Source organism: Gellertiella hungarica (assembly GCF_014197145.1).
Classification (GTDB): Bacteria; Pseudomonadota; Alphaproteobacteria; order Rhizobiales; family Rhizobiaceae; genus Gellertiella; species Gellertiella hungarica.
Genome location: NZ_JACIEZ010000002.1, coordinates 659,906 through 672,550, shown reverse-complemented (window position 1 = coordinate 672,550; position 12,645 = coordinate 659,906). Strand labels below are relative to the sequence as shown.

The following is a 12,645-nucleotide window of genomic DNA, read 5'->3' as shown; positions in this document are numbered from 1 at the left end:
ATTTCTGCAATGGCGCAAAATTTCAACTTCGAATTAGGAATTTCTCACATAAAATGACCAGAGGTAGATAACCTAAAAATATTTTGAAAAACATTAGTTTAGGGGTTTTGCAATGGCCGGATGCATCCGTCGCATGCTTGCCCTGTCCTTGCGGGGCTACCTGCAGGACCGGCGAGGAAATTTCGGGATACTCACCGCATTCCTCATGCCCGTCCTCCTCTTCACCGTCGGAATGGCGGTCGAGGTGAGCAAGGCGCTCGAGGTTCGCACGAACCTTCAGGAAATGGCCGATGCGGCAGCGCTGCAAACGGCAACGCGCCTCGGGGGCGCGCGCGAGGAACTGGCGGACGATGCCATTCCGCGTGTGGCCAATGCCTTCTTTTCCGCGCAGGCCGAACGCGCCTATTCCGACGGATCGGTCAGGGTCGAGGCCGAGCCAAGGGTCATCGACAGGGGGTCGGATTATGTGGTGGAGGTGGGCTATCGGGCACAGATCGCCACCTGGTTCCTGCGGCTCCTCGGCTATGACGACATCACGGTCACGGGGGTGGCGGAGGCAACGGTCTCCCGGCCGGGCTATGCGGACCTGCATATTCTCATCGACAATTCGCCCTCCATGGGCATTCCGCCGACGCTCGAGGATGTGGCGCGGCTTCTCACCGTCATCCGCACCTCTGCAAGGGCGCTGAACCTTCAGGATACCGCGGGGTGCGAATTCGCCTGCCATGTCACGAGCGAGGAAGAGGGTCCGTCGCAGGACTACCTTCCGGTCGCCCGGGCAGCCGGCATCCCGCTGCGCATAGACCTGGTCCGGAGCGGCGTGCGGGATATCGTCGATCTCTTCCAGAGCAACCATCTGCTCAAGGACCGCTTCCGCTTCAATCTCTACTCGCTGGGCCGGACCATGAGCGGCACGCTCCAGAACCCCCTTCTGCAACTCACCCAGTCGGAGACGGAACCGGACAGGCTGATCAGCGCACTCGAAGAGATCGCCCTGATGGGCGTCGAGGATGCCGACCTCGGTCCGGCGCTCGGCGCGACCCGGCTGACCGATGCCATCGATGCACTGGAGCGCCGCATTCCACCGTCCGGCGACGGACGCGATCCGGCGCACCGCCGGCAGATGGTGCTGATCCTTTCCGACGGACTTCAGGACGGACCGCAATACCGGCCCTGCAGCGGCGCCGTGTTCGGCCCGCGCTGCCTGCAGGCGGTCGCGGCCGCCCCCTGCCGCCTGCTGAAGGAGAAGGGCGTCACCGTGGCTACCATTCACCTCGATTACTATCGCCTTCTGCGCGGCAGCTTCTTCAGCCGCTACGTCCTGCCGTCCGTGATCCAGTCCGGCGATGCCATGAGCGCATGCGCCTCCCCCGGTTTTTCGATGAAGCTGGATTTCGGCGAGCACATACCCACGAACATGGTTAACCTTTTCGTGCAGATGACCGCCAATCCGCACCTGACGCAGTGAAGCGGCCCGCTATGTGACGATCCCTCGCCTTTGTCATCAAGTGGGACACCGAAGCTGCCCCAAGGCGATGCAACCTCTCGCAGAAATGGCAAACGAGGCGGCTAAGCATCCGTTTCCAAAGCACTTCCCGGCATCGTGCGGCAGGTCCCCAGTACAGGCTGGATGCCAGTCGCTAAAATTTAAGTCGAAGGCGGACGGTTTTGTTATGCCGGAATTACGATTCGTCGCCTACTACAGTCTTATTCAATAAATTAGACATCGGAAAACGAGGAGGAGAATCCGGTTTCATTACGAAACATCTGTTACCGCCGGGACGCATTCCATGACGGGATGCACGAGGGTCTTCAGGCGGGCATCCCATATTGACGGCCATATTTTCAAGCACGCAGTGATGGAAAGTCCCGCAAGGGAGCGGCGCCTGGCCAGCGCCGTACCCGGGCGGGCGGAAGCGTCAGACTTCCCCCGACCGGTCGAGGCGGTATTCACCCGTCTCGGGGTCCTTGACCAATGTTCCCGTCGCGCCGGACTGGCGCTCCCGCTCCTCACGGCGCGAACGCTCCGCAAGCTTCGTCGCATCCGCCACGAAACGCCGGTAAAGCAGGATTGCGCCCGCCACCAGGATCGCGATCAGGATCAGTTGCATTGCTCATTCCCCCTTTGTCGTCCGGGTTCCGCTACAGACCGTAGCGCGCCCACAATGCCTTTTCTTCCGCGGTTTCCACAAGTCCGCGTGCCATGGCGCCGGCCACCGCCTCGGCCTTGGGCGGCCTTGCGAACACTGCCGGCAAGCGCCGCCCGAAGAGGGTGCGCGGCTCCTCGATTAGTTCCAGCTCGGTCTTGTCGCCGAACCGATCCCGCACCACCTCGCGCAGGCTGCCGAGCCGGTCCACAAGCCCCAGTTCGACGCCCTTCGTCCCCGTCCAGAACAGGCCGGAGAACAGGTCGGGATGGTCCTTCAGCTTGCCGGCACGCCGCTCCTTCACCATGGCGATGAAGATTTCGTGGATCTCGCGCTGCATGTCGAGGATGAAGGCCACGTCCTTTTCCTGCTCGGGCTTGAAGGGATCGAGAAGCACCTTGTTCTCGCCTGACGTATAGATGCGGCGCTCGATGCCGAGCTTGGCGATGAGATCGGTAAAGCCGAAGCCGCCGGATACCACGCCGATGGAGCCGACGATGGAGGTCGGATCGGCGATGATCTCGTCACCGGCAAGCGCAATCATGTAGCCGCCGGAGGCCGCCACATCCTCGACGAAGACCAGCACCTGCTTGCCATGTTCCTTCGCAAGCGACCGGATGCGCTGGTAGATGAAGCGGGACTGTACCGGCGAGCCGCCGGGCGAATTCACGACAAGCGCCACGGCGGGCGCATCCTTCATCTCGAAGGCCTCCTCCAGTGCGGCGGCTACGCTGCCGAGATTGAGGGAGGACTGGAAACGGCTATTTTCGGGCGTGATGGTTCCATAGAGCTGGACGACGGGAACCACCACGTTCGTCTTGCGGAACCGCTTGGGCAATAGGCGCTTTAAAAAGGCAAACATCCAAATCTCCATAAGGGCCGCGCGCGAACCGGGGCCGCCAATAGCAACACATGTATGCACTCGGCAGCGAAACGCAATGCCGCCCCCGGCCGGGAAAACGGCAAGCGGCGGGAGCGGGGCCAGGCGTTTTTCCGTCCGACCGGACCATTGCGGCAGCGAAGGCAACAAATGTCAAATCGGCGCTTTACTCCTTATTGCAAATCATTATCATTATCATTCCAGAAAGCGGTGATCGCGGGAGCGGAGAAGGCGTGATGCTCGACAGACAGGAACTGGCAGGCTGGCATTCCGCGCGGGGCGAGGCCTCGCTATCGGACGTGCATGCGAGCATACCCGTGGCCCGGCGCGGCTCGGCATGGCGGCGGATGGCGGCCTTTGTCGGCCCCGGCTATCTGGTCGCCGTCGGCTACATGGACCCGGGCAACTGGGCCACGTCTCTCGCCGGGGGATCGCGCTATGGCTATGCGCTGCTGTCCGTGGCGCTGCTCTCCAACTTCATGGCCATCCTGCTGCAGTCGCTCTGCGCGCGCCTGGCCATCGCCTCGGGCCGCGACCTTGCCCAGGCCTGCCGGGATGCCTATCCGCGGCCGGTTTCGCTGGCGCTGTGGCTGCTGGCGGAAATCGCCATCATCGCCACCGACATCGCCGAGGTGATCGGCACGGCCATCGGCCTGCAACTGCTCTTCGGCATTCCGCTGGAGATCGGCGTGATCATCACGGCCCTGGATGTGTTCGTGATCCTCGGCCTGCAGAAGCTCGGCTTCCGCTGGGTAGAGGCCTTCATCATCGCGCTTCTGGGCGTCATCGGCATCTGCTTCGGGATCCAGATCGTTCTGGCGGACCCGGAATGGGGGGCCGTTTTCCAGGGCTTCATCCCCACCACCCGCATCGCCACCGATCCCGGCATGCTCTACCTGGCTCTCGGCATTCTCGGCGCCACCGTCATGCCGCATAACCTCTACCTGCATTCCGGCATCGTCCAGACGCGGGCCTATGGCGAAACCGTGCCGGAAAAGCGCGAGGCCCTGCGCTTTGCCACCATCGACTCCACCGTCGCCCTGCTTCTGGCGCTCCTCGTCAATGCCTCGATCCTCATCCTTGCCGCGGCAGCCTTCAACGGCTCCGGGCGCACCGAGGTCGCGGAGCTCGGCGAGGCCCATTCGCTGCTTGCCCCGCTTCTCGGCACGGCGATTGCCCCGACCCTCTTTGCCATCGCGCTGCTGTGCTGCGGCCTGAACTCCACGGCAACGGCGACGCTCGCCGGGCAGATCGTGATGGAGGGCTTCATCAGCTTCCGGCTGAAGCCCTGGATCAGGCGGCTTGCCACGCGCTCGATCGCGATCATTCCCGCTGCCGTCGTGACCGTGCTCTATGGCGAAGGCGGCACGGCGGAGCTGCTGATCCTGACACAGGTGGTGCTGAGCCTGCAGCTCTCCTTCGCCGTCTTTCCGCTGGTGATGTTCACCGCCAGCAAGATGAAGATGGGGGCGCTCGTGGCACCCCGCTGGCTGTCCGGCCTCGCATTTGCGACCGCCTTCCTGATTGCGGGGCTGAACGTGAAGCTCGTCTACGATTTCTTCCTCGGCTGAGGGGTAGACCCCTTGCGGGGATAGGCCGCGCGGCCGTTGTTGAGGTCGTCGACAAGGGCGGAGAAGCGGTGCGTGCCCTCATCATGCATGACGAGCGGTGCCCGAAGCGAAAGCCGCGCCCGTGAACCCTTGATCGCCGTCACCAGGATGCGCACCGCGTTTTCTCCCGCCCGGGGATGCAGGGCGGTGATCTCGATCCCGCCGAAGCGCTTTCCGCATGCCTCGACGATCTCGGCAATGGATTCCGGCCTGGCGATCAGCGACAGCTGGCCGCCGGGAAGGAGAATCGCGCCGGCGGTGCGGATCCACCCCTCGAAGAGCCCGCCGACCATGGCATGGGCCTCGGCCTTCAGCGCATCGGGTGTCCGGCGATCCGCCGCATCGTTGAAGGGCGGGTTCATGATGACGTGGTGAAAGTGATCGTCCGGCAGGCCGGCGGCAAGGCGCGCCCTGCCTGTCAGCGTCACGTCCGCCTCGAGGAGCTCCACCCGTGCGGCAAGCGCTGCGTTCTCGCCAAGGCAAAGGCTCTTGCGGGCATAGGCGGCCATCTCCGGCGAGCGTTCGACGAGCAGCACCTGCGCCTGCGGCAGGCGGGCGGCGACCGCAAGGCCCGCGGCACCCGCTCCCGCCCCGAGATCGGCCACGCGCACCGGTCTTTCCTCCGCCACCAGCGATGCGAGCAGCATGGCATCCATGCCGGAGCGATGCCCCCTGCCCTTCGGTTGCACCAGGTGGAAACGGCCGTAATGAAAGGCGTCCACCGTTTCCGCAATCGCCTCGGAAACGGCCTCAGGCATCGCGCAGTTCCGCGCCGAGGCCGGCATCGGTCAGGATGCGGCGGGCCCTTTCGGCCTCTTCCGCATCCACCATCAGCCGGCGCTGCAGGATGCCGAGCGAGCCTTCCAGCACGCTCATGCCCTGATCGGCGATGAAGCAGTGAATGCCGAAATCGCGCATCAGGCTTTCGGCATAGGACAGCACCACGGGATCGTTGGTGCGGATGATTTCCAGCATTGGCTTAATTTCCGTCAAAAACCGGGCGACCGGGACAATTCGCCCCTTGCCGCTGCGGGCGCCCCTTTCTATTGTTCCGGACAATGAAATATCGAAGGAGTCCGGACCCTTGGGCGTCGTTATACCGCTCGAAGAGAGCAAAAACAAACAGGCTTCCGTCAAGCCGCTGGTCGAGCTGACGCGGGAGGGCATGGAGCGGGTGAACCAGCTCATCCTTTCCAAGGCCGGTTCGGACGTGCAGATGATCCCGGAAGTGGCGAACCACCTGATCTCCTCGGGCGGCAAGCGCCTGCGCCCGATGCTGACGCTCGCCTCCGCCTCGATGTTCGGCTATCAGGGCGAACATCACGTGAAGCTCGCCACCGCCGTGGAATTCATGCACACCGCCACGCTGCTGCATGACGACGTGGTGGATGAAAGCGACCTGCGCCGCGGCAAATCCACCGCGCGGATGATCTGGGGCAACCAGGCAAGCGTGCTGGTGGGCGACTTCCTTCTCGGCCAGGCCTTCCGCATGATGGTGGACGTGGGCTCGCTCGACGCGCTCGACGTGCTTTCCACCGCCGCCTCGGTGATCGCCGAGGGCGAGGTGCTGCAGCTTTCCGTCGCCAAGAACATGGAGACGACGGAAGACGAATATCTCTCCGTGATCCGCGCCAAGACGGCGGCCCTCTTTGCCGCGGCCGCAGAAGTGGGGCCGATCGTGGCCCGCACCGACAAGTCCGAGCGCAATGCGCTGAAGAGCTACGGCATGAATCTCGGCCTCGCCTTCCAGCTCGTCGACGACGTGCTGGACTATGGCGGCAAGTCTGCGGAACTCGGCAAGAACACCGGCGACGATTTCCGCGAGGGCAAGATCACCCTTCCGGTCATCCTTGCCTATCGCCGGGGCACGCAGGAGGAGCGCGCCTTCTGGCGCGATGCCATCGAGGGCGGCAACAGCTCCGACGAGAACCTGGAAAAGGCCATGGGCCTCATCCAGAAATATGGCAGCCTGAACGATACCACCGCACGGGCCCTGCATTACGGCGCGATTGCGCGCGATGCGCTGGCCCCGCTGCCCGACAGCGCCTGGAAAAATGCGCTGCTCGAGGTGATCGATTTCTGCATCTCGCGGGTCAACTGAAGCGCAGGGCGCGTTGGCTCATGAGCTTGCAGCGGCGGTCCAAAAAGGCCATTCTCCAGCGAATCAGCCGGACAGGCAGAGGATCTGCATGTCCGGCTCTCCGTTTCTTTACGGCGCGTGCCGGACATTTTCGATGAAAGGCCACTTCATGCGGCAGAGTCTTGCCCTCCGGTTTCTCTCGAGCGTTGCGATGGCAGCCATGCTGCTCGCCGGGGCCACGCCGGCCTGGTCTGCGGGCGATGCCAAGCAGCCGGCGCCCGCCGAGGAAAGCTTCAATGCCGATGGCGTATCGTCCTTTGCCGGCGCCTTTCTGGCCGCACGCACCGCGGATGTCGACCGCGACTACCGCAACGCCATTCCTCTCTACCGCAAGGCGCTGGAACTGGAGCCGGACAACACCGAGATCCGCGAAAGGCTGATGATCGCCTCCTTCCTCTCCGGTGATTTCGACGGCGGCGTGAAGCTCGCCGAACAGCTGCGCTCCGACGTCGCGGTCGAGCGGATCACGGTGATCGCCCGCGGCCTCGATGCGATCAAGCGCGGCGACTATGCCAAGGCGGACAGCATCCTGAAATACGAGGGGCCGAACGATCTCGAACGGCTGATGACCAGCCTTCTCCTGGCCTGGTCGCGCTTCGGCGCCGGCCAGAAGGACGAGGCGCTGAAGATGGTGACCGACCTCAAGGGGCCGGAATGGTTCGCCATCTTCCGCAACTATCATGCAGGCGCACTGGCTGCTGCGGCCGGCAACACGGAGAAGGCGCGCGCGCTGCTGAAAACCGCGGTGATCGACAAGGATGGCGGCTCTACCGCACCCGACACCTATATTCGCGCCGTGATGGCGCTCGCCCGCCTGGAGGCCCGCGAAGGCAACCTGCAGAAGGCGCTCGACACCATCGCGACCGGCGACCAGCTGATCAACAACTATGCGCCGCTGAAGGCGCTGGCCGACGAGCTGAAGAAGGGCGGCAAGCCCGAGCAGCAGGTCCGCACCGCCGCGCAAGGGGCGGCAGCCGTGCTGTTTTCCATCGGTGGCGCGCTGAACCGCCAGGGCGCCGACGAAGCCGTATCGCTCTATCTCAACATTGCCCATGCGCTCGATCCCGACAGCGCCGACACGCTGGTGCTGCTGGGTGGCCTTGCAGAAGCTGCAAACCAGCCGGAACGGGCAATCGAATTCTACAGGAAGGTGCCGTCCAGCTCGCCGCTGCGCCGCATCTCCGAGCTGCAGCTGGGCCTCGCGCTCGCCTCTACCGGCAAGATGGACGATGCCCGCAAGCATCTGCAGGCGCTGATTGCCAGCGACCCCAAGGACCTGCGCAGCTATCTCGCCTATGGCAGCATCCTTTCGGATGCCAAGGATTATCGCGAGATGGCCCGCAATTACGATCAGGCCATCGCTTCGCTCGGCGCCCGGCGGGAAAAGAGCCACTGGTCGCTCTATTTCCAGCGCGGGATCGCCTATGAGCGCCTGAAGGAGTGGGACAAGGCCGAACCCAACTTCAAGACCGCGCTGGAGCTGAACCCCGACCAGCCGCAGGTGCTGAACTATCTCGGCTACAGCTGGGTGGACATGAACCGGAACCTCAAGGAGGGCATGGACATGATCCGCCGCGCCGTCGAGCTGCGGCCGGACGACGGCTACATCGTCGATTCGCTCGGCTGGGCCTATTACCGGCTCGGCCAGTTCCAGGACGCGGTCGAGGAGCTGGAGCGTGCGGCCGAACTGAAGGCCGGCGACGCCACCATCAACGATCACCTCGGCGATGCCTACTGGCGTGTCGGGCGCACCCGCGAAGCCGTCTTCCAGTGGCAGCGCGCGCTGGTGATGAAGCCGGAAGAGGCGGAAATCCCGAAGATCAACGCGAAGATCAAGAACGGGCTGCCGCCGCTCGAACCGCAGAAGAAGGTCGAGAATACCGAGACGAAGGCGCCCGCCCCCGCCGGGCAGACCGAGGCGGCTGCACCCGCCGCACCGGCTGCGCCGAAATCGGAACCCGCCGCGACCACCACCGCACCGGCACCCGATGCACCGGCTGCACCGGCCGCCACCGCGGAGGGGGCTGCCGCAACGGCCACGACGGACTACACCGTTGCGAACGGCGATTCGGTCTGGAAGATCGCGGCGCGGCTGCTCGGCGACTGGAAGCGCGGCGAGGAAATCATCCGCCTCAACCCCGCGCTGCAGAAGAATCCCGACAGGCTGAAGGTCGGCCAGGTCCTGAAGATCCCCGCCAAGACCAACTGATCCGGGACAGGTCGGATGGCACCGGTCGAGGAGCGCGCCTTCGCCAAGGTGAACCTCGCGCTGCACGTGACGGGGCAGCGCGAAGACGGCTATCATCTGCTGGACACGCTGGTAACCTTCGCGGAAGCGGGAGACCGGCTCTGCCTCGAACCGGCCGAGGACGACGCATTCTCGCTGTCCGGACGGTTCGGGCCGCTTCTGTCGGAATCGCCTCCCGCCGAGAACCTCGTCATTCGCGCCCGGGACGGCTTGCGAACGCTTCTCGAGAAGGCGGGACATACCGCGCCGCCGGTGCACATTCACCTCGAAAAGAACCTTCCCCTTGCCTCCGGAATCGGCGGCGGCTCGGCGGATGCGGCGGCCTGCCTGCGCGGCCTCATGCGCCTCTGGAACATGCGCCCCGCGCGGGATGATCTCGATGCACTCGCCTTGTCGCTCGGGGCGGATGTGCCGATGTGTCTCGTATCCCGCCCGCTGGTAGCGCGCGGAATCGGGGAAGACATCGAGGAAGTGACGCTTCCGTCCCTGTTCATGCTGCTGGTCAATCCGCTCGTGCCGGTCTCCACGCCGTCGATCTTCCGCCGCCTGCGTGACAAGAACAATTCTCCCCTTCCGCTCGACCGGACGGCGCTGTCGCGCGATCCCGTGCGCGCGCTTGCGGGAATGCGCAACGACCTGCAGCCTCCGGCGGAAGAGATCGAGCCCCTGGTCTCCGCCGCCCTGGCAGCCCTTGCGGCGCAGCAGGCGGATCTCGTCCGCATGTCCGGCTCCGGCGCGACCTGCTTCGGTCTGTTCTCCGGCCAAGCGCGCCTTCTCGCCGCCTCCGAAGCCCTTCGAAAGGCTCGGCCCGACTGGTTCGTGGAGCCCACCACCACCCTCGGCTAGACCAGAACGCATTTTTGTTCTTGCATTGTTCTCATTTTCGCGGTAGGAATTTTATCAATCAGCAAGGCTGGGCGCCCGGTCGCCCGCCACCCGAGGATGGTCGTATCCGAAGGACCTTGCACGAATGTCCGGTCCGGTGTCGCCCCATGCGGCGGCCAGGACGGTAAGGAGCGATCGATGACTGAACTGGCCCTTGCGGGGCAGGACGCGTTCGCGCCTGCCCATACGGCGGATATTGCCGAACACCTGCTTGCCTCTTCCGGTCTGCGTGTCGATGTCGGCCGCCGGCGCGGACGGGGTGCGGCCATCAACCCGGATGGCCGCTTCGAAACCCTGAACCGCGAAACCTTCGATGACGGCTGGCAGACGCTGGAGGAACTCGAACCCTTCCGCACCGAAGTGCAGGTGGAGAAGCCGCGCTCCATCATCACCCGCAACGAATCTCCCGACATTCCCTTCGACCGGTCGATCAACCCCTACCGGGGTTGCGAGCATGGCTGCATCTACTGCTTTGCACGGCCCACCCACAGCTACATGGGGCTTTCGGCGGGGCTCGATTTCGAGGCGAAGCTTTTCGCCAAGCCCGATTCCGCACGTCTTCTGGAGCGGGAACTTTCCAAGCCGGGCTACAAGCCGCGCACCATCGCCATCGGTACCAACACCGATCCCTACCAGCCGATCGAGAAGGAATGGCGGATCATGCGCCAGATCCTCGAGGTGCTGGAGAAGGCCAGTCACCCCGTGGTGATCGTCACCAAGTCGGCCCTGATCCTGCGGGACCTCGACATTCTCCAGCGGATGGCGGCCAACGGGCTGGTCAAGGTCGGCATCTCGGTCACCACCCTCGACCGGAAGCTGGCGCGTTCGATGGAGCCGCGGGCGGCCACGCCCGCACGGCGGCTCGAAACCATCAAGGCACTGAGCGATGCCGGCATTCCCGTCGCGGTCATGATGGCGCCGATCATTCCCGCGCTCAACGATCACGAGATCGAGCGCATCCTGGAATCCGGCCATGCCGCGGGCGCTCGCGAGGCAAGCTACGTGCTGCTCCGCCTTCCCTTCGAGGTCAGCCCTCTCTTCCGCGAATGGCTGCTGCGCAACTATCCCGACCGCTACCGTCGCGTGATGTCGCTGATCCGTTCAATGCGGGACGGCAAGGATTACGACGCGGAGTTCGGCAAGCGGATGAAAGGCGCCGGCCCCTATGCCTGGCAGATCGGCCGTCGCTTCGAGCTTGCAACGAAGCGGCTCGGGCTGGTGCGTCGCTCGATACAGCTGCGCGACGACGCCTTCACCCCACCGGATGGCGCGGGCGTGCAGCTGTCTCTTCTCTGAAATCGGTTGGCCGGCCTTTGCCGGCCTGCCCCACCCGTCCGGCCTCAAGACCCTGATTGACGAGCCGGCACCCCTCGGGTTCCGCCGCCCTGAGGACCGCATTTTTTAATGCCGTCCGACCCGAGGGCTTGCAGGAGATCGGTGAGGCGTGCGAGTCTCGCCGCATGACACGCCGCACGCCTCCCGATTCTCCCGCACTTTTCGAGCTGCTCGCCAACAAGCCGGACTTCAACCTGGAGCGCGCGCTGATGCGCGACGGCTATTCCGTGGTGGCCGGTGCGGACGAGGCCGGCCGCGGGCCGCTGGCGGGCCCTGTCGTCGCCGCCGCGGTCATCCTCGATCCGGACAACATTCCAGACGGGCTCAACGATTCCAAGAAGCTCTCGGCTGCGCAGCGCAACGCCATCTACAGCGAGGTGCTGCGGACCTCGATGGTCGCGATTGCCTCCTCCGGGCCGCGACGGATCGACGATACCGACATCCTCAAGGCGAGCCTCGATGCCATGCGCCGCGCCGCCTGCAGCCTCGCGCTTCGTCCCGACTTCCTGCTGGTGGACGGCCGGGACGTGCCCCCGGGGCTGCCCTTTCCCGGCAAGGCAGTCGTCAAGGGGGACAGCCGCTCGTTGTCCATCGCCGCGGCCTCCATCGTGGCCAAGGTCACTCGCGACCGGATGATGGAGCAGGCGGGCACGCTTTATTCGGTCTATGGCTTCGAAATCCATGCAGGCTATGCGACCAGCTTTCACCGGGAGCAGATCGCGCTTCACGGCCCCTGCCCCCTGCACCGGATGAGCTTCCGCCCCATTGCGCTCTTTGCCCAGGAAGACGGCCAGCAGACGGCCTGAGGCTTCTTCAGCAGGCCACCGCCCTCCCTGCCCGTTTCCTGACGTCGCCCATGAAAAAAGCCCGCTTTCGCGGGCTTTTTCGTGATGGGAGCGTGAGGAGAGCGCCTCAGTTCAGGCGGGTCTTCACTTCACCGACGGCCTGGTTGAACAGGTCGGCCTGGACATTTGCGTCAGCGCGGCTTGCCAGCACCTTCTCGGCGGCGGCGATCGCGAGGTCTACGGCGGCGGCGCGAACGGCGTTCACGGCGTCGGTCTCGGCCTGCTTGATCTTCTGCTCGGACAGCGCGTTGCGGCGGGCGACGAATTCTTCCGTCTTCTGCTTGGCTTCGGCGGCGATCATCTCGGCCTCGCGCTCGGCGGCGGCGACGATCTTGGCAGCGTCGGCTTCCGCTTCCTTGCGCTTTCGCTGATATTCGGCCAGCAGCTGCTGGGCCTCTTCACGCAGGCGCTTGGCTTCCGAGAGGTCGTTGCGGATCTGGTCGGCGCGGGCGTCGAGGCTCTTGGCAACCATGCCCGGAACCTTGAGGTAGACGACCAGAGCCAGGAAGATGACGAGGCCGACGAAGGCAAAGAAGGTAGCATCAAAATGCATGG

The 12,645-nt window shown here is 64.6% G+C and carries 11 protein-coding genes and 1 pseudogene; 7 read left to right on the top strand and 5 right to left on the bottom strand.

Annotation, left to right across the window (positions count from 1 at the left end):
• The first annotated feature begins 112 nt into the window (after positions 1–112).
• On the top strand, positions 113–1,468 hold the full coding sequence (locus GGR23_RS07725; RefSeq protein WP_183365588.1) for a pilus assembly protein TadG-related protein: 1,356 nt from the start codon (positions 113–115) through the stop codon (positions 1,466–1,468).
• Positions 1,469–1,919: 451 nt separating this feature from the next.
• Here the strand turns inward: GGR23_RS07725 and GGR23_RS07720 are convergent, their stop codons facing one another.
• Together GGR23_RS07720 and GGR23_RS07715 are read right to left on the bottom strand one after the other, a co-directional pair.
• On the bottom strand, positions 1,920–2,111 hold the full coding sequence (locus GGR23_RS07720; protein WP_183365587.1) for a hypothetical protein: 192 nt from the start codon (positions 2,109–2,111) through the stop codon (positions 1,920–1,922).
• 31 nt (positions 2,112–2,142) lie between these two features.
• Positions 2,143–3,009, bottom strand: a complete 867-nt coding sequence (locus GGR23_RS07715; RefSeq protein ID WP_183365586.1) for a S49 family peptidase — start codon at positions 3,007–3,009, stop codon at positions 2,143–2,145.
• Between the two features lie 254 nt (positions 3,010–3,263).
• Between GGR23_RS07715 and GGR23_RS07710 the strand changes: the two genes are divergently transcribed.
• The gene (locus tag GGR23_RS07710) at positions 3,264–4,598 is read left to right on the top strand and encodes an Nramp family divalent metal transporter (RefSeq protein WP_183365585.1); all 1,335 of its coding nucleotides are present in this window, start codon (positions 3,264–3,266) and stop codon (positions 4,596–4,598) included.
• Here GGR23_RS07710 and GGR23_RS07705 read toward each other — a convergent pair.
• On the bottom strand, positions 4,577–5,395 hold the full coding sequence (locus GGR23_RS07705; RefSeq protein ID WP_246365035.1) for a tRNA1(Val) (adenine(37)-N6)-methyltransferase: 819 nt from the start codon (positions 5,393–5,395) through the stop codon (positions 4,577–4,579). The two genes, GGR23_RS07710 and GGR23_RS07705, sit on opposite strands and share 22 nt — an antisense overlap.
• Positions 5,388–5,612: a putative signal transducing protein gene (locus GGR23_RS07700; protein ID WP_183365583.1), complete on the bottom strand. Its 225-nt coding sequence runs from the start codon at positions 5,610–5,612 to the stop codon at positions 5,388–5,390. The genes GGR23_RS07705 and GGR23_RS07700 overlap by 8 nt, the downstream gene beginning before the upstream one ends.
• Positions 5,613–5,721: 109 nt before the next feature.
• On the opposite strand from GGR23_RS07700, the gene GGR23_RS07695 reads away from it, so the two are divergent.
• The 5 genes and pseudogenes from GGR23_RS07695 (at position 5,722) to GGR23_RS07675 (ending at position 12,051) form a co-directional block, all read left to right on the top strand.
• Positions 5,722–6,738, top strand: coding sequence for a polyprenyl synthetase family protein (locus GGR23_RS07695; RefSeq protein ID WP_183365582.1), 1,017 nt, complete (start codon positions 5,722–5,724; stop codon positions 6,736–6,738).
• Between the two features lie 148 nt (positions 6,739–6,886).
• Positions 6,887–8,680: pseudogene (locus GGR23_RS07690) on the top strand (tetratricopeptide repeat protein); the annotation flags it as partial.
• Between the two features lie 321 nt (positions 8,681–9,001).
• Positions 9,002–9,871: a 4-(cytidine 5'-diphospho)-2-C-methyl-D-erythritol kinase gene (locus GGR23_RS07685; RefSeq protein ID WP_183365580.1), complete on the top strand. Its 870-nt coding sequence runs from the start codon at positions 9,002–9,004 to the stop codon at positions 9,869–9,871.
• 177 nt (positions 9,872–10,048) lie between these two features.
• The gene (locus GGR23_RS07680; protein ID WP_183365579.1) at positions 10,049–11,206 is read left to right on the top strand and encodes a PA0069 family radical SAM protein; all 1,158 of its coding nucleotides are present in this window, start codon (positions 10,049–10,051) and stop codon (positions 11,204–11,206) included.
• Between the two features lie 164 nt (positions 11,207–11,370).
• Positions 11,371–12,051 carry a ribonuclease HII gene (locus tag GGR23_RS07675; protein WP_183365578.1) on the top strand — a complete coding sequence of 227 codons (681 nt, stop codon included), beginning with the start codon at positions 11,371–11,373 and terminating at the stop codon, positions 12,049–12,051.
• Between the two features lie 106 nt (positions 12,052–12,157).
• On the opposite strand, the gene GGR23_RS07670 is transcribed toward GGR23_RS07675, so the two are convergent.
• On the bottom strand, positions 12,158–12,643 hold the full coding sequence (locus GGR23_RS07670) for a F0F1 ATP synthase subunit B (RefSeq protein WP_183365577.1): 486 nt from the start codon (positions 12,641–12,643) through the stop codon (positions 12,158–12,160).
• Positions 12,644–12,645 lie beyond the last annotated feature (2 nt).